The 15,415-nt window shown below is 60.1% G+C and carries 20 protein-coding genes; 14 read left to right on the top strand and 6 right to left on the bottom strand.

The annotated features are described in order from the left end of the window. Positions 1-10 precede the first annotated feature (10 nt). From ghrA to ACMGF7_RS22655, 5 genes are all read left to right on the top strand, one after another. Complete coding sequence (ghrA, locus tag ACMGF7_RS22675) at positions 11-952, top strand: glyoxylate/hydroxypyruvate reductase GhrA (protein ID WP_049240260.1); 942 nt, start codon at positions 11-13, stop codon at positions 950-952. 90 nt (positions 953-1,042) lie between these two features. Beyond that, on the top strand, positions 1,043-1,780 hold the full coding sequence (locus ACMGF7_RS22670) for a phosphatase (RefSeq protein ID WP_004928821.1): 738 nt from the start codon (positions 1,043-1,045) through the stop codon (positions 1,778-1,780). Positions 1,781-1,822: 42 nt separating this feature from the next. Then, positions 1,823-2,401 (top strand): TorD/DmsD family molecular chaperone, encoded by a 579-nt coding sequence (locus tag ACMGF7_RS22665; RefSeq protein ID WP_015377474.1) that lies wholly within the window; start codon positions 1,823-1,825, stop codon positions 2,399-2,401. Positions 2,402-2,558: 157 nt separating this feature from the next. Next, the gene (locus tag ACMGF7_RS22660; protein WP_273874786.1) at positions 2,559-3,212 is read left to right on the top strand and encodes a tellurite resistance TerB family protein; all 654 of its coding nucleotides are present in this window, start codon (positions 2,559-2,561) and stop codon (positions 3,210-3,212) included. A 68-nt stretch (positions 3,213-3,280) separates the two neighbouring features. Further along, positions 3,281-5,314, top strand: a complete 2,034-nt coding sequence (locus ACMGF7_RS22655) for a S9 family peptidase (protein ID WP_273889969.1) — start codon at positions 3,281-3,283, stop codon at positions 5,312-5,314. Between the two features lie 35 nt (positions 5,315-5,349). Here ACMGF7_RS22655 and exoX read toward each other — a convergent pair whose 3' ends face one another. Together exoX and ACMGF7_RS22645 are read right to left on the bottom strand one after the other, a co-directional pair. Then, positions 5,350-6,018: an exodeoxyribonuclease X gene (exoX, locus tag ACMGF7_RS22650; protein WP_273889970.1), complete on the bottom strand. Its 669-nt coding sequence runs from the start codon at positions 6,016-6,018 to the stop codon at positions 5,350-5,352. Between the two features lie 26 nt (positions 6,019-6,044). Beyond that, entirely contained in the window at positions 6,045-6,791 is a 747-nt protein-coding gene (locus ACMGF7_RS22645) for a carbon-nitrogen hydrolase family protein (protein WP_273889971.1), read from the bottom strand. Positions 6,792-7,160: 369 nt separating this feature from the next. Here ACMGF7_RS22645 and dksA point away from each other — a divergent pair, with 369 nt between their 5' ends. Then, entirely contained in the window at positions 7,161-7,586 is a 426-nt protein-coding gene (gene dksA / locus ACMGF7_RS22640; RefSeq protein ID WP_033653830.1) for an RNA polymerase-binding protein DksA, read from the top strand. A gap of 4 nt (positions 7,587-7,590) precedes the next feature. Here the strand turns inward: dksA and ACMGF7_RS22635 are convergent, their stop codons facing one another. Continuing rightward, on the bottom strand, positions 7,591-8,487 hold the full coding sequence (locus tag ACMGF7_RS22635) for a LysR family transcriptional regulator (protein ID WP_273889972.1): 897 nt from the start codon (positions 8,485-8,487) through the stop codon (positions 7,591-7,593). Between the two features lie 149 nt (positions 8,488-8,636). On the opposite strand from ACMGF7_RS22635, the gene ACMGF7_RS22630 reads away from it, so the two are divergent. Together ACMGF7_RS22630 and pip are read left to right on the top strand one after the other, a co-directional pair. After that, the gene (locus ACMGF7_RS22630; protein WP_033633335.1) at positions 8,637-9,032 is read left to right on the top strand and encodes a RidA family protein; all 396 of its coding nucleotides are present in this window, start codon (positions 8,637-8,639) and stop codon (positions 9,030-9,032) included. Between the two features lie 156 nt (positions 9,033-9,188). Continuing rightward, complete coding sequence (gene pip / locus ACMGF7_RS22625; protein WP_004928848.1) at positions 9,189-10,142, top strand: prolyl aminopeptidase; 954 nt, start codon at positions 9,189-9,191, stop codon at positions 10,140-10,142. Positions 10,143-10,173: 31 nt separating this feature from the next. Here pip and ACMGF7_RS22620 read toward each other — a convergent pair whose 3' ends face one another. Continuing rightward, positions 10,174-10,404: a DNA polymerase III subunit theta gene (locus ACMGF7_RS22620; RefSeq protein WP_044031457.1), complete on the bottom strand. Its 231-nt coding sequence runs from the start codon at positions 10,402-10,404 to the stop codon at positions 10,174-10,176. Between the two features lie 344 nt (positions 10,405-10,748). Between ACMGF7_RS22620 and ftnA the strand changes: the two genes are divergently transcribed. The 5 genes from ftnA to ACMGF7_RS22595 all read left to right on the top strand — a co-directional run bounded on the left by ftnA (position 10,749) and on the right by ACMGF7_RS22595 (position 14,164). Beyond that, positions 10,749-11,267, top strand: coding sequence for a non-heme ferritin (gene ftnA / locus ACMGF7_RS22615; protein ID WP_015377481.1), 519 nt, complete (start codon positions 10,749-10,751; stop codon positions 11,265-11,267). Positions 11,268-11,591: 324 nt separating this feature from the next. Then, complete coding sequence (gene yobA / locus ACMGF7_RS22610) at positions 11,592-11,975, top strand: CopC domain-containing protein YobA (RefSeq protein WP_004940886.1); 384 nt, start codon at positions 11,592-11,594, stop codon at positions 11,973-11,975. Positions 11,976-11,977: 2 nt separating this feature from the next. Next, positions 11,978-12,859, top strand: coding sequence for a copper homeostasis membrane protein CopD (copD, locus tag ACMGF7_RS22605; protein WP_049240252.1), 882 nt, complete (start codon positions 11,978-11,980; stop codon positions 12,857-12,859). 69 nt (positions 12,860-12,928) lie between these two features. Beyond that, positions 12,929-13,270, top strand: coding sequence for a YebY family protein (locus tag ACMGF7_RS22600; RefSeq protein WP_004940890.1), 342 nt, complete (start codon positions 12,929-12,931; stop codon positions 13,268-13,270). Between the two features lie 489 nt (positions 13,271-13,759). Beyond that, positions 13,760-14,164 (top strand): hypothetical protein, encoded by a 405-nt coding sequence (locus ACMGF7_RS22595; RefSeq protein ID WP_049240251.1) that lies wholly within the window; start codon positions 13,760-13,762, stop codon positions 14,162-14,164. Here the strand turns inward: ACMGF7_RS22595 and ACMGF7_RS22590 are convergent. Continuing rightward, positions 14,161-14,379, bottom strand: coding sequence for a hypothetical protein (locus ACMGF7_RS22590; RefSeq protein WP_004940942.1), 219 nt, complete (start codon positions 14,377-14,379; stop codon positions 14,161-14,163). The genes ACMGF7_RS22595 and ACMGF7_RS22590 overlap by 4 nt on opposite strands. Positions 14,380-14,453: 74 nt before the next feature. Beyond that, positions 14,454-14,804: a hypothetical protein gene (locus tag ACMGF7_RS22585; protein WP_004940946.1), complete on the bottom strand. Its 351-nt coding sequence runs from the start codon at positions 14,802-14,804 to the stop codon at positions 14,454-14,456. Positions 14,805-15,052: 248 nt separating this feature from the next. Here ACMGF7_RS22585 and ACMGF7_RS22580 point away from each other — a divergent pair, with 248 nt between their 5' ends. Further along, positions 15,053-15,403, top strand: a complete 351-nt coding sequence (locus ACMGF7_RS22580) for a DUF4377 domain-containing protein (protein WP_049300685.1) — start codon at positions 15,053-15,055, stop codon at positions 15,401-15,403. Positions 15,404-15,415 lie beyond the last annotated feature (12 nt).

The following is a 15,415-nucleotide window of genomic DNA, read 5'->3' as shown; positions in this document are numbered from 1 at the left end:
AGCCCGCAGTATGAACATCATCTATTACCACCCCTTGTTTAACGCCCAGGAATGGCTGATCGGCATCAAGCAACGCCTGCCGCAGGCCGAGATCCGCGAATGGCAGCGCGGCGACGAGCGGCCGGCGGATTACGCGCTGGTATGGCGCCCGCCGCACGAGATGTTAGCCAACCGCCGCGATCTGAAAGCGGTGTTCGCCCTCGGCGCCGGCGTCGACGCCATTCTCGATCAGGAGCGCAAACACCCCGGCACACTGCCCGCCGGCGTGCCGCTGCTGCGGCTGGAGGATACCGGCATGGCGCAGCAGATGCAGGAATATGCGCTGAGCTATGTGCTGCGCTATTTCCGCCGTTTCGACGAGTATCAGGCCTTGCAGCAGCGGCAGGAATGGCAACCGCTCGATCCCCACTCGCTGGATGATTTCACTATCGGCATCCTCGGCGCCGGCGTGCTGGGGCAGAGCGTGGCGCGCAAGCTGACCGAGTTTGGCTTTAGCGTACGCTGCTGGAGCCGCAGCGCCAAACAGATCGACGGCGTGCAAAGCTTCGCCGGAGAGGCGCAGCGCGGCGCCTTTCTCGACGGCGTAAAACTGTTGATCAACCTGCTGCCCAATACGCCGGAGACCGTCGGCATTCTCAACCGTGAGCTGTTCGCGCAACTGCGGCCGGGAGCTTACCTCATCAACATCGCGCGCGGCGCGCATCTGGTGGAGGCCGATCTGCTGGCGGCGCTGGAGCAGGGGCAACTGGCCGCCGCCACGCTGGACGTGTTCGCCCGCGAGCCGCTGCCGCAGGATCACCCGTTCTGGCGTCATCCGCGTGTCACCATTACCCCGCATATTGCTGCCATCACGTTGCCGCAGCAGGCGATGGATCAGATCGCCGCCAACATCCGCGCGCTGGAGGCGGGGCAGGCCCCGGCCGGCGTGGTCGACAGGCAACGGGGTTACTGAGCCTTCAGCCGCCGTTCGGTAACTGATAAGCTGTTATCGTCATCGCGCCTGTCCGTACCTTTGCGGGCGGGCCCTCTGGAAGGAGAAACAATGTACCCCGTTGATTTGCATATGCACACCGTCGCCAGCACCCACGCTTACAGCACGCTGCACGATTACATCGCCGAAGCCCAGCAGAAGGGCATCAAGCTGTTCGCCATCACCGATCACGGCCCGGACATGGCCGATGCGCCGCACTACTGGCACTTCATGAACATGCACGTGTGGCCGCGCCGGGTGAACGGCGTGGGCATTTTGCGCGGTATCGAAGCCAACATCAAAAACCTGCAGGGCGATATCGACTGCACCGGCCCGATGCTGACGGCCACCGACGTGATCATCGCCGGTTTCCATGAGCCGGTGTTTGCGCCGCAGGATAAAGCGTCCAATACTGAAGCGATGATCGCCGCGATGGCGCAGGGAGACGTGCATATCATCAGCCACCCCGGCAACCCGCGTTACCCGATCGATATTCCCGCCGTCGCGGCGGCGGCGGCCAAATACGAGGTGGCGCTGGAGCTGAATAACTCGTCGTTCACCCACTCCCGCAAGGGCAGCGAGGCCAACTGCCGGGCGATCGCCGCCGCGGTGCGCGACGCCGGCGGCTGGCTGGCGCTGGGTTCGGATTCGCACGTCGCTTTTTCACTGGGTAATTTCGAGCACTGCGAGCGCATCATCGAAGAGGTGGGCTTCCCGCAGGAGCGCATTCTCAACGTCAGCCCGCGCCGGTTGCTGGATTTTCTCGAGCGGCGCGGCAAGCCGGCGATTGCGGAATTGGCCGATTTGTGACATCGTCCCGGCAAAATTTTCCGTATTGTATAAGGCATTATCATGAATGAGTTTTCCATTGTCTGCCGCGTGCTGGGTACGCTGTTCTACCGCCAGCCGCAGGATCCGCTGCTGGTGCCGCTGTTCGCGCTGATCAAAGAGGGCAAGCTGCAGCAGCACTGGCCGCTGGAGCAGGATGACCTGCTGAAGCGCCTGCAGCAGGGCTGCGACGTCAACCAGCTGGCGACCGACTTTAACGCGATGTTCGTCGGCAGCGAATGCAGCGTGTCGCCGTTCCGCTCCGACTACGTCGAAGGCGCCAGCGAAGCGGAAGTGCGCACCTTCCTGCAGCAGCGCGGCATGCCGCTGGCGGAGGCGCCGGCCGACCATTTCGGCCAGCTGCTGCTGGCCGCTTCCTGGCTGGAGGATCAGTCGCAGGAAGATGAAGCGCAGGCGCAGATCGCGCTGTTCGACGAGTTTCTGCTGCCGTGGTGCGGCCGCTTCCTCGGCAAAGTGGAAGCGCACGCCACCACCGGTTTCTACCGCACGCTGGCGCTGATGACCCGCGACGCCATCCAGGCGATGCGCGACGAGCTGGCGGAGTACGAGCAGGACGACGAAGCGGGCGACGAAGACGCGTAACGCCGCAGCCATCCAGGCGGGCCGCCCGGCCCGCCGATCCGCTAAACACAGGTTTGCATCCCCCAGACGTAAATTGACAAAAGATCCCCTAATCTGGCGGTTTACCGTCGGTTCGGCCGCGCCTGCGCGCCGCGCTTTTTCACGCAAGGGGTAGATGATGAAAAGTAACTGGATGCAGCAGATTCAAACGTTGATCGGGCAGAAGGCCGGCGCGATGGGCGGGGCGGAAGGCATCGGCAAGCTGCTGGCGCCCACGGCGCTGGGCGGTTTGGTCGGCGTGCTGTTGGCCAACAAATCCTCGCGCAAGCTGGTGGGCAAGTTCGGCAAGAATGCGCTGATTATCGGCGGCAGCGCGGCGGTGGGCGCGGTGCTGTGGAACAAGTATAAGCAGCGGGTGAAAGAGAGCCATCAGGACGAACCGCAGTTCGGTTTGCAAACCACGCCGGTGGATCTGCGCGCCAAGCGTTTGGTGCAGGCGTTGGTGTTCGCCGCCAAGAGCGACGGCCATATCGATGCCGACGAGCAGCGCGCCATCGATCACAGCCTGTCGCAGCTGCAGGTGGGGGAAGAGGCGCAGGGCTGGGTGCAGGAAGCGCTCGATCAGCCGCTCAACCCGGAATTGATCGCCCGCAGCGTGCAAAACGAAGACGAGGCGCTGGAGGTTTACTACCTGAGCTGTCTGGTGATCGACGTCGAGCACTTTATGGAGCGCGGCTACCTCGATGCGCTGGCGCAGGCGCTGAAGATCCCGGCGGACGTCAAGCAGGGCATCGAGAGCGACGTCAACGAGAAAAAGCGCGAGCTGGCATAGCGCCGCTTGGCAAGCCGGGGGGAATCGTGTCACTCTTGCCGCAATCTATGTAAGCGGATGATTTAGTAATGATGACCCCACCGAAAGCGGAAAAACGCCCTTATCCCATCACCATCCACGGCGACACGCGCGTGGATGACTACTACTGGCTGCGCGACGACGAGCGCGCAGACCGCCAGGTGCTGGACTACCTGCAGGCGGAGAACGCCTACACCGATGCGATGCTGAAGCCGCAGCAGGCGCTGCGCGAAACCCTGTACGAAGAGATGGTGGCGCGCATTCCGCAGCAGGAACATTCGGTGCCTTACATGCGCCACGGCTACCGCTATCAGACGCGCTACGAACCGGGCAACGAATACGCGATTTATGTGCGCCAGCCGCAGGCCGAGAGCGAGCACTGGGAAGTGCTTATCGACGGCAACCAGCGCGCCGAGAACCACGAGTTTTACACCCTGGGCGGGCTGGACGTCAGCCCAGACAATCAGCGGCTGGGGGTGGCGGAGGATTTCCTGTCGCGCCGTCAGTATGACATTCGCTTCAAGAACCTGGCCGACGGCAGTTGGGCGGAGGAAGTGTTGGAAAACACCTCCGGCAGCTTCGAGTGGGCCAACGACTCCTCGACGGTGTACTACGTGCGCAAGCACGCCAAGACGCTGTTGCCGTATCAGGTCTATCGCCACGTGGTGGGCAGCGATCCGCAGCAGGATGAGCTGATTTACGAAGAGCTGGACGATACCTTTTACGTCGGGCTGGAGAAGACCACCTCCGAGCGTTTTATCCTGATCCACCTGAGCAGCACCACCACCTCGGAGATCCTGCTGCTGGACGCCGATCGTGCGGACGCCAAGCCGCAGCTGTTCGTGCCGCGCCGCAAGGATCACGAGTACGCCATCGATCACTATCACCAGCATTTCTACATCCGCTCCAACAAGGACGGCAAGAACTTCGGCCTGTACCAAAGCGAGCAGGCGGACGAAGCGCGGTGGCAGACGCTGATCGCCCCGCGTGCCGACGTGATGCTGGAGGGCTTCAGCCTGTTCCGCGATTGGTTGGTGGTGGAAGAGCGCAATGCCGGCCTGACGCTGCTGCGCCAGATCCACTGGCAGACGGGCGAAGAGAAGCGCATCGCCTTCGACGATCCGACCTACACCACCTGGCTGGCGTATAACCCGGATCCGGAAACCGCGCTGCTGCGCTACGGCTATTCGTCGATGACCACCCCGACCACGCTGTACGAGCTGAACATGGACAGCGGCGAGCGGACGATGCTCAAACAGCAGGAGGTGAAGAACTTCACGCCGGAAAACTACCGCAGCGAGCGGGTGTGGGTGAAGGCGCGCGACGGCGTCGAGGTGCCGGTCTCGCTGGTGTATCGCCAGGACAGCTTCCAGCGCGGCGTCAACCCGCTGATGGTGTACGGCTACGGCTCTTACGGCAGCAGCATGGATCCGGCGTTCAGCGCCAGCCGCCTGAGCCTGCTGGATCGCGGTGTCGTGTTCGCGCTGGCGCACATTCGCGGCGGCGGTGAGCTGGGGCAGCTGTGGTATGAAGACGGCAAACTGTTCAACAAGCAGAACACCTTCAACGACTTTATCGACGTGACCGAAACGCTGATCGCCCAGGGGTACGGCGACGGCAAGCGGGTGTTCGCCATGGGCGGCAGCGCCGGCGGTCTGCTGATGGGCGCGGTGATCAACCAGGCGCCGCAGCTGTTCCACGGCGTGGTGGCGCAGGTGCCGTTCGTCGATGTGGTGACCACCATGCTGGACGAGTCGATCCCGCTGACCACCGGCGAATACGACGAGTGGGGCAACCCGAACGAGCAGGCCTATTACGACTACATCAAACAGTACAGCCCGTACGATCAGGTGAAGGCGCAGGCATACCCGCATCTGCTGGTGACCACCGGCCTGCACGATTCGCAGGTGCAGTATTGGGAGCCGGCCAAGTGGGTGGCCAAGCTGCGCGAGCTGAAAACCGACGATCGGCAGCTGCTGCTGTATACCGACATGGATGCCGGCCACGGCGGCAAATCCGGCCGCTTCAAGGCCTATGAGGATATTGCGCTGGAGTACGCCTTCATTCTGGCGCTGGCGGAGTAACGGCGAACAGCGGGCGGCCTGCGCCGCCCGCTGTGTTAGCCAATCAGATAGTATTTCAGCGTGTGTTTCATGTCCGGGCTCAGATCGTCGATGGATTTCAGCATCCAGCGCAGATAGCCGGGATCTTCCTGGGCGATGCGATCGATTTCCTGCCCGCGATACTTGCCGAATTTGAACTTCTTCAGCAGCACCGGCTGTTCGGTGATCTGCACCATTTGCTCCGGCGTCCAGCCCGAATCCTTGATGATGCGTTGCAGCAGCGCGGCGGTGACGTAGCAGTCATACAGCGCGCGGTGCGGGTACAGCGTGGCGTCTGCCGGCAGCTGCACGTCCAGGTTCAGCGCGTAGCGCAGATACTGGTTGCCGTACTTGATGTCCGGATACAGCGTGCGCGCCAGCTTGAGGGTGCAGATCCAGGCGCCGTTCATCTCCGGCAACACCCCGCGATCAAAGGCGGCGTTGTGCGCCACATAGTAGGGGCTGCCCTGATAGCGGCCGATCGCCACCGCGATGCGCGGTTTGCCTTCCACCATCTGTTCGGTGATGTGATGAATCGCCATCGCGTCGAGGCTGATGGGGCGGTCCGGGCAGACCAGATCGCTCATCGGATTGGTTAACTGGCCGTCGAGCAGATCGAGGGAGGCCACTTCCACCACGCCGCCGTCCAGCCCGCAGGTCTCGGTATCTATTACGCGTAACGTCATGCTTTCCTCCGCGTTGCCGTCAGGCTTCAGCTTAACCGGCACAGGCGACCGTGCCAACCGTCGGAAGTCTTGCCGGCGATGATAAGACCAGGAGCGTCATCCGGCGCGGCAACCAAAAGCGCTCCCGTTTCATCCCAGATGGCGCTGCGGCCCGCCGGGATCCAGCCGCCGGTCGGCGCCGCATGGTTGGCCATCAGCGTGACCATGCCGTAACGCCGGGCATAGCCTGCCAGCGCGGCGCTGTCTTTCGCGTAACCGGCTTCAGATACCAGCACGCCGGCAGCATAAATCTGCGCGCCCGCCTGTGCGGCGGCGCTCGCGTGGCCGGGCTCCGAAGTATCGGCACAGATAGCCAGCGCGATGCGTTGCCGATGTATTTCCAGCAGCGTACCGCCATTACCGGGCAAGAACCGTTGCCGTTCCGCGCCGTGCAGATGCTGCTTGGTATAGGGCGTCAATGCCCCATTGGGGTGAAAGATCAAGGCGGCGATATGCAGCGCCTGGCCGCTGCGTAAGGGCGCGCCGACGATGATCGTCATCTGATGCGATTGCGCCGCCGCAGCGAGCGGTTGCAGACGCGGATCGCCCAGCGTCAGCGCCAGTTCGGCAGCATCAGCCAGTTCATAGCCGCTTAGCGACAGTTCGGGAAACACCAACAGCTGCACGTGCTGTTGGGCTGCCTGCGCGACAAATTCAAGGTGACGTTCAAGGTTGCAGGCGATATCGGCCGCAGCGACGGGGTATTGGGCGGCGGCGAGGGTGAAGCAGGACATCGGCCATCTCTCCTGTGAGGCAATAAAAAACCCGCCTTGGCGGGTTTAATGACGGATGGAAGGACGCTTACTCACCAGACGGATGCGCTTTTTTGGCGCGTTTCTCCGCACGTTTCTCAGCTGGGGTTTTCAACGGCTTCTTCTTCGCATTTTTTTTGCTATCCATTCCCTTACTCATGATGGCCTCTCGTTACCTATGATTGGGTGGCTTGCTCAGCCATTAACCGCCTAAAGCCGGCAGGATGCAAGCGACAAAGTGCGAATTGCACTTAACCGGCTGTTTGCACGAGAAATTTTGTTTTTGGATGACCGGGTGTTAAAAATAAACATTATGTTATAATATTACACTTTTGGTATTGGGAGAGCGCAATGACAGTCATGACGTTACCGGATGCGCAGCAACTGCTGGCCATGCCGGATTCTGATTATATGAACTCGGTTCAACGGGCGTTTTTCCGTCAGCTGCTGCAGGATGAGCGGCAAAAGCTGCTGCTGCACATCGATGAGCTGAAAAAAGAGATCGACGGCGGCGAAGCGACGGGCGATGAGGCCGACAAGGCGGCGCGCGAAGAGGATCTGCGCCTGCTGTTCCGCCAGCTGGATCGCGAAAGCCGCCTGCTGCCGAAAATCGATGCGGCGCTGGCGCGATTGCAGAACGGCGAGTACGGCTACTGCCGTGAAACCGGCGAACCTATCGGGCTGGCACGCCTGCTGCTGCGCCCGACGGCGGAGCTGAGCATCGAAGCGAAAACCGCACAGGAGATGCGCGAGCCGCATATGCGCAAAGGCGGGTAAGGTCTCAGCCGCCGAGCGTATCCACCAACAGATCGAGAAAGCGCCTGACGCGTGGTTCCAGCAGGCGCTTATTCGGATAGAGCGCCACAATCCTGACTTCTTCACCCGCCACGGCGCGCAACACCTGCCGCAGACGGCCGGCGGCCAAGTCCTCCGCAATCATAAACTCCGGCAGATACGCGATGCCCAACCCGGACAGAGCGGCGTCGCGTAACGCTTCTCCACTGTCCAGCCGCAGGCGGCCGCGCACCGGGGCCTTGACCCATTCGCCGCGCTCGTCGCGCAGCCGCCAGGGCTGTTTTTGGTTGCGGCTGCTGAACAGCAGAGCCTCATGCCCGGCGAGCGACTCGACGGTTTGCGGTTCGCCACGGGCGGCGAGGTAGGCGGGGGAGGCGCACAGCAGGGCGCGATACCTGGCGAGGGTTCTGGACACCAGCCGGGTATCCGGCGCCGTGACGCCGATCCGCACCGCTAAATCAAATCCTTCTTCCACGATATCCGCCAGGCGATCGGAAAAACTGATCTCCACCTGCACCTCAGGCCAGGCGACGAGAAATTTCGGCACCAGCGGCAACAGGATCCGTCTGCCGAAGGCGGCGGGAGCGGTCAACCGCAGCACCCCGCGTGCGGTGCCTTTGTCGCCGGCCACGCTGGCCTCGGCGTTATCGACCGAAGCGAGGATCTGCAGACCGCGCCGATAAAACTCTCGCCCCTCATCGGTCAGGCCAAGCGAACGCGTGGTGCGATGCAACAGCCGCACGCTCAGCCGCTGCTCCAGACGCGCGATGGCTTTGCCCGCCGCCGAGCGCGACAGCCCCATCGTCTGTCCGCCGGCGACAAAACTGCCGGCGTCGACGACGGCCATGAAAACCTGAATGTCATTGAGATTCGCCCGCAACATGCCGCCCCCCCGAGAGCCGGTGATAAGAGAATTAATTTAACATATTCAATTAATTAACTGCATATCCAATGTCGTTTCAGTGACGACGTCCATTCGCCAATCAAACGATTATAGTCGTCATGGAAACGATAAACGGTTGGAGAAGCAGCATGAAAAACGGCATCACGCACTACCATCACGGGGTCATTTGGGAAGAGGAGAATGGCGTGTCCCAAGGCATTCGCGTCAAAGACACCCTCTATATTTCGGGGCAGTTTTCCCATGATATGCAGGGTGAGTTTATCGGCGCGGGCGATATCGAACGGCAAACCCAACAGACGTTGGACAACCTGGATCGGGTATTGGCGGGATTCGGCGCCGAACGTTCGAACTTGGCGTATGTGGAGATCTATCTGACTGACGTACAGGCGCATTTTGAACCCTGCGTTGCGTTGTTCAAACGCTATGTCGGCGCTCACCGGCCCGCCGGTTCGCTGATCGGCGTCACCGGGCTGGCTTCGCCCGAGCAGTTGGTGGAGATCAGCGCGATTGCGCACCTGAACTGATCGGGCCTGTGGGCGTTTTGCAAGCAGGTCGTTGTGATTTTGAGCAAACGCGCGCCGAGTTCCCGGCGCGCGTTCGAGTTTTCGGGTTTTATCGTTGACCTGCCGGGCGGCTTCCGCTTTGATGAAAGCATGACTCACAGAGAGACGGAAAGCGCCATGGAACAATTACGAGGTTTGTACCCGCCGTTAGCGGCATACGACAGCGGTTGGCTGGACACTGGGGATGGCCACCGGATCTACTGGGAGCTGAGCGGTAACCCGAACGGTAAGCCGGCGGTTTTCATTCACGGCGGGCCGGGCGGCGGCATCTCCCCGCATCATCGTCAGCTGTTTGATCCCGAACGCTACAAGGTGCTGCTGTTCGATCAGCGCGGCTGTGGCCGCTCCCGTCCGCATGCCAGCCTGGACAACAACACCACCTGGCATTTGGTGGCCGATATCGAACGGCTGCGGGAAATGGCCGGCGTCGAACAATGGTTGGTGTTCGGCGGTTCCTGGGGCTCCACGCTGGCGCTTGCCTATGCGCAGACTCACCCGGAGCGCGTCAGTGAAATGGTGCTGCGCGGCATCTTCACCCTGCGCAAGCAGGAGCTGCATTGGTATTATCAGGACGGCGCTTCGCGCTTCTTCCCGGAAAAATGGGAGCGCGTGCTGTCCATCCTCTCGGATGACGAGCGTAAAGACGTGATCGCCGCCTACCGGCAGCGGCTGACCTCGGCCGATCCGCAGGTGCAGCTTGAAGCGGCCAAGCTGTGGAGCGTGTGGGAAGGGGAGACGGTCACGCTGCTGCCGAGCCGCGAATCCGCTTCGTTCGGCGAGGATGATTTTGCGCTGGCGTTCGCCCGCATTGAAAACCACTACTTCACCCATCTGGGCTTCCTGGAGAGCGACGACCAACTGCTGCGCAACGTGCCGCTGATCCGCCATATTCCGGCGGTGATCGTCCACGGCCGCTATGACATGGCCTGCCAGGTGCAGAATGCCTGGGACCTGGCCAAGGCCTGGCCGGAGGCGGAGCTGCATATCGTGGAAGGGGCGGGGCATTCGTATGATGAGCCGGGCATTTTGCACCAGCTGATGATCGCCACCGACCGGTTTGCCGGCAAGTGACGCAAAAAACCCGCCGTAACGGCGGGTTTTTCTATTTAGCCTTCGGCTCGTACGGCAGGCGCGAAAACTTGTGGGATTCCGCGCGGTAGTGTGCCACGCGCTCGCGAAAATAGTCGCGCAGCGCTTCCGGTTGCTCGCGCTCCACCACTTCCGGGATCACCGGCATGTTGTAGCGCTCTTTATACGCCACGCCTGAGGCGGCGAGATCCACATTCACCCTGTCCATTTCCTCTTTGGGCAGCTCGGCCAGATTGTAACCCACGCTATGCTCCTTACTTACTTTGCCGCATTGAATCTGCGCAGAAGGTAATCCACCCGGCGGCGCTTGGCAAGCCCATTACGCCGTTGCCGGGAGCGATATTTATCCAGCAGTAATGCAATCTATTTATTCTTTTAAATAAGAATGATTCGCTTTTTGATTAAACTAAAAGATGAAAATAATTATCATGTTAATTCTCAATGTGGCGGTGATATTATAATTTGTTGATATATATGATTTTTATAATTAATGTGATTTGAGTGTAAATAAGGTGTTTTTATTTTTACGGCAGCAGGGCATAATGCGCGGAAATTAAATTCATGACCTGCAAAATAAAAGGAATCATTATGCTGACGCAAGAAATGACTCAAAAGCTGAATGAGCAACTGAATCTGGAGTTCTACTCCGCCAACCTGTATCTGCAGATGAGCGCATGGTGCAGCGATAAAGGCTTTGAAGGCGCCGCCGCATTTCTTAAAGAGCATTCTCAGGAAGAGATGCAGCATATGCAACGTTTGTTCGACTATCTGAGCGACACCGGCTCTCTGCCGCTGCTGGGCACCATCGCCGCGCCGCCGGTGGCGTTTGAGTCGTTGGCGGACGTGTTCCAGCAGACCTACGAACACGAACAGCTGATCACTCGTCAGATCAACGAACTGGCGCACGCCGCCATGACCGCACACGATTACTCCACCTTCAACTTCCTGCAGTGGTACGTGGCGGAGCAGCATGAAGAAGAGAAACTGTTCAAATCCGTGCTGGACAAGCTGGCGCTGGTGGGCACCAGCGGCAAGGGCCTGTTCTTCATCGACAAAGATCTGAAGAAAATGGGCGCGATGGGCCAGGGCGGCAACGACCAGGCCTGATCTGCACCAGAGCATCGAAAAACCGCGCGCGGGCGAGCCTGATGCGCGGTTTTTTTTACCCTGCGTTTATCGCGGTTATGCGGCGATACGTGCTGCCGGATCGCAAAATGCCAGTGATGCGCTCGACTTGCCGCGGCGTGGTCGTTATGATTTACCGCGATACGCTACAGGGATGGTAGAGTCAAAACAGCGGGTTAGCCGATACAACCCGTTTTTCTGTTTACCCGTGGCGCAATCATTGCGGTGGGTTGGGGCCGCTGATACATCGCCTTGGCTGTGGCCTTAACCCTTATGACCCTCTTTATATTGTTAAGGGATACCACTGTGATCGGTAAAATTCGTTCCTCCTGTCGCCTGCTTTCCACCGTTTTCGTTCTGTTCGTCGGCCTGTCTTCGCAGCAAGCGCTGGCGCACGCCCACCTGAAAGTGGAAACGCCGAAGGCCGACGCCAGCGTCAGCCCGGCGCCGAAGGCGCTGACCCTCAGCTTCTCCGAAGGCATCGAACCAAACTTCAGCGGCGTGAAAATCACCGGCCCGGACAACGCCGTGGTGAAAACCGGCAAGCTGCAGCTCGATCCGAACAACAACACCCAGGTCAACGTACCGATTGAAGGCGAGCTGAGCGCGGGCAAATACAACGTCAGCTGGCATGTGGTGTCGGTCGACGGGCATAAAACCAAAGGCCAGTACAGCTTCACCGTAAACTGATCGTGACTCTGGCGACCCTGTTCGTTCTGTGTCGCTTGGTGCACTTTGCGGCGGTGATGCTGATGTTCGGCATCAGTCTGTTCACCGCCTTATTGTCACCGCAGCGCCTCTCCCCGATCCTCTCCCGCGATGTGCGTCCGCTACTGCTTGCCGGCACCTGGATTGCCGGGCTTTCCGCCGTGGCGCTGCTGGCCATTCAGGCCGGGCAGATGGGCGACGGTTGGCAAGACGCCTGGCGGCTGGAGGTCTGGCGGGCGGTGCTCGGCACCACCTTCGGCGAAGTGTGGCGCTGGCATCTGGGCCTGTCGCTGCTGGCGATCCTGGGCCTGCTGCTGCCGGAACGGCCGCGCGCGCAGGCGTTGGCGCTGTGCTCAGCGCTGCTGCTGATGAGCCTGGCGTTTATCGGCCACGCGGCGATGCATGAAGGCGCGTTGGGCGCGCTGCACCGCGCCAACCATGCGGCGCACCTGCTGGCCGCCGGCTACTGGTTCGGCAGCCTGGCGCCGTTGCTGGTTTGCCTGCGTTACCTGCAGCCGCCGCAGTGGCGCAGCGATGCCATCACCACGCTGATCCGTTTCTCGCGCTGGGGGCACCTGGCGGTGGCGGCGGTGATCGTCACCGGCATCGTCAACAGCCTGATCATACTCGGTGGTTGGCCGCTCAACCTCGGCTCGCCTTATCAGCGCCTGTTGCTGATCAAAACCGCGCTGGTGGCGCTGATGGTGATGGTGGCGCTGGCCAATCGCTACGCCATCGTGCCGGCGATGAGCCGCGTACCGGCGCTGGCGCAGCGCGGTGTGGTGCTGGCCTGCTGGCTCGAAGTCGGGTTGGGGATGGCGGTGCTGCTGCTGGTCAGTTTATTTGCAACCTATGCGCCGGTATGACATTTCAGCTTGCCGCAGGCCGGCAAGCTGCGGGAAAATCGACGCGAATAGCAACCTTAAGGCCATCACATGAAATCGGTATTACTTGGCATTACGCTGCTGGCAACCGCGACCGGCGCGCTGGCGGCAGACAAACTGGTTAACATCACCAAACTGGAGTACGGCAAACAGTGGGCGTTCACCAAGGAGGAAGTGACGCTGCAGTGCCGCAGCGGCGGCGCGCTGTTTGTGCTGAATAACAGCACTCTGATGCAATATCCGCTCAACGACGCGGCGGAGCAGCAGGTGAAGAAGGGCCATCAGCGCGCGCAACCGCTGGAGGTGATCCTGCTGGACGACCCTGCCGAACCGGGGAAAAAAATGAGCATGGCGCCGTTTATCGAGCGCGCCGAGAAGCTGTGCGCTGACTAACCGCTTGTTTGCCAACGCCTTGCCCAGCGTGCGCAGATTGATGCGCATTTGCCGCATAGTTATTTCGCCACGAAACTATCACGCGGCCGCCGGGCGGCTGGCAAAACTGGCGCGGTAGGCTACTCTTAAAGTGCACGGCTGAACAAGCCCTGCATTAAATGCCAACTTTTAGCGCACGGCTCTCTCCCAAGAGCCATTTCCCTAGACCGAATATAGGAATCGTATTCGGTCTTTTTTTGTGTGATTGATTTATAAGAAAATTCCACTTAAGACGCCAATAAAATTCTGGTTTCTCTTTCCAGTCGTAACACCTCAGCCCGATCTCCGGCTCCACACACCACCCGCACCTATCGCTAATTTAGCCGCACCAAAAGTCATTACGTCATTTATGGCGTTGATAAGCTTCGGCCATTGCTTCAATCAACGGTTTAACGAGAGTGTCATTATGGGAAATATCCCGGCATCAGGCGCTATAAAAGGTAACCCGCAGTGAACGAGCAACTGAGTCAATTAAAGATGATGTTGCCCGGCTATCTCAATGCGTGGCGTGAGGGGGCCTTACCCTCTGACTGGGGGCTGGTGGCTAACCCTGAAGTGGTTGCCGCCCTGTTGGCGGAGTGGGAGGCGCTAAGCGAGTTGGCGTCTCGGTTCGAAACCGCCACTGAAGCCCCCTCCGAACCGGCCGCGTTTTGGCAGGCGCGCGCCGAGCTGATGGCGCAGCGCAATCGTGAGCTTATGGCCCAACTGGCGACGCCAATCCGTTTGCCCGGCGCACGGGTGGCCTTTTTTGGCTATGTGAAAACGGCCGTGATGGACGCCAGGCAGGTTAAGGCGGCGATTCGCGATGCCGGTTTTATCGTTGCGGGCGGCGCCCCCAACGAGAACACGGCTTAACGCGGTTTCTTCTCAAATTTCTCGGCAAAAAAGAACCGCAGCAATTTATGGGTCCACAGCAGGATGGCGCCAACCACCACCAGCGAGACGACGAAATGCGACAGATTTTTAGGCGCGGCGTAGCCGTGGGTAAAGGAGACCCCCGCGCCGCTGAGCAGCAGGGTGGCGATCCAGAAGCCGAGCAGCAGGCATAAGGTACGAAACAGTTTAAACATGGTTATCACCAAAAATACGGAAAGCGCCGACCGAACGGGGAGGCTCTGTCGGAGCTTTGATTAATTAAAACCGCTTAGCGCGAACAGGTATTGCCGCCTTTACTGCTATTGTTATTGCAGCTGCTGCCGCTGTTTTTGTTGCCGCCTTTCCCCATGCCGACGTTGCCGCCGCCCTTGCTGCCCTCCTTGAAGCAGCCGCCGTTGAGCGCGCCCACCGCCAGGCCGCCAAGGCCTCCCAGAGAGCCGGTGATCACGCCGTTAACGCAATCCGGCGAGGTGTGCTTGCCGTAGAATCCCTGATTGGATGACCCGCCTCCGTTCTTGTTGCCGCCGTTGTTGTTGACGCGGCCATTGCTGCTGCGGTTGTCGCCAAAGTTACCGGCGCCGGCGATCAGGTGAAAGTGTTTGGCATCGATCTCTTGCATAAAATTCCCTCTTTATCGATTCAGTTAGATTCAGTAAAGCTTGCGCAAGCCAGCTGTTTTTAACAGAAAAAATAGCGGGGGTAATTACCGGTTCGGATAAGAACAGGGGGTTTATTTTGCGATATTTTCCAGACTGATAGAGCACAGAGGAATGATATTTAGGGCGTGTGGAACCGTAGCGCTATCTGTTCTCTTGGGTCGGTTAATTTGTTAGCATGGCGCCCCTGGATGACTATTGGTGCAGTACATTGAAAATTAAAGCGTTGTTATTTGTTGCGTTGGCCGCGCTGGCCGGCTGCAGCCAGGAGGGAACCTCGATGAATCAGCCCGCAAACGAGAAAGGCGGCCAAACGGAAGTGTTGCTGGTGAACAGCGCGCTGGTGGACTGCGTGGGCGTCGGCCCGATGAAGTGCATGCAGGTGCGCCGCTCCGCGCAGCAGCCGTGGGAGTTGTTCTATACCGGCATCGAGGGCTTCACCTTCGAACCGGGCTATCAGTATCGATTGAAAGTGCGCGTCACCCCGGTGGAGAACGTACCGGCCGATGCCTCATCGCTGCGTTACACGCTGATCGAGCAGTTGGAAAAGCACAAGGCATAATGGATCTACCCC

The sequence above is a fragment of the Serratia sp. BNK-17 genome (assembly GCF_048684935.1).
GTDB classification, from domain to species: Bacteria; Pseudomonadota; Gammaproteobacteria; order Enterobacterales; family Enterobacteriaceae; genus Serratia; species Serratia nematodiphila.
This window is presented reverse-complemented; position numbering and strand designations above follow the sequence as displayed.

Bases quoted from the DNA above. Each gene is read 5' to 3' on its own strand.
- ghrA (WP_049240260.1), top strand. From the start codon at position 11: ATGAACATCATCTATTACCACCCCTTGTTTAACGCCCAGGAATGGCTG.
- ACMGF7_RS22670 (WP_004928821.1), top strand. From the start codon at position 1,043: ATGTACCCCGTTGATTTGCATATGCACACCGTCGCCAGCACCCACGCT.
- ACMGF7_RS22665 (WP_015377474.1), top strand. From the start codon at position 1,823: ATGAATGAGTTTTCCATTGTCTGCCGCGTGCTGGGTACGCTGTTCTAC.
- ACMGF7_RS22660 (WP_273874786.1), top strand. From the start codon at position 2,559: ATGAAAAGTAACTGGATGCAGCAGATTCAAACGTTGATCGGGCAGAAG.
- ACMGF7_RS22655 (WP_273889969.1), top strand. From the start codon at position 3,281: ATGATGACCCCACCGAAAGCGGAAAAACGCCCTTATCCCATCACCATC.
- exoX (WP_273889970.1), bottom strand. From the start codon at position 6,018: ATGACGTTACGCGTAATAGATACCGAGACCTGCGGGCTGGACGGCGGC.
- ACMGF7_RS22645 (WP_273889971.1), bottom strand. From the start codon at position 6,791: ATGTCCTGCTTCACCCTCGCCGCCGCCCAATACCCCGTCGCTGCGGCC.
- dksA (WP_033653830.1), top strand. From the start codon at position 7,161: ATGACAGTCATGACGTTACCGGATGCGCAGCAACTGCTGGCCATGCCG.
- ACMGF7_RS22635 (WP_273889972.1), bottom strand. From the start codon at position 8,487: ATGTTGCGGGCGAATCTCAATGACATTCAGGTTTTCATGGCCGTCGTC.
- ACMGF7_RS22630 (WP_033633335.1), top strand. From the start codon at position 8,637: ATGAAAAACGGCATCACGCACTACCATCACGGGGTCATTTGGGAAGAG.
- pip (WP_004928848.1), top strand. From the start codon at position 9,189: ATGGAACAATTACGAGGTTTGTACCCGCCGTTAGCGGCATACGACAGC.
- ftnA (WP_015377481.1), top strand. From the start codon at position 10,749: ATGCTGACGCAAGAAATGACTCAAAAGCTGAATGAGCAACTGAATCTG.
- ACMGF7_RS22600 (WP_004940890.1), top strand. From the start codon at position 12,929: ATGAAATCGGTATTACTTGGCATTACGCTGCTGGCAACCGCGACCGGC.
- ACMGF7_RS22590 (WP_004940942.1), bottom strand. From the start codon at position 14,379: ATGTTTAAACTGTTTCGTACCTTATGCCTGCTGCTCGGCTTCTGGATC.
- ACMGF7_RS22585 (WP_004940946.1), bottom strand. From the start codon at position 14,804: ATGCAAGAGATCGATGCCAAACACTTTCACCTGATCGCCGGCGCCGGT.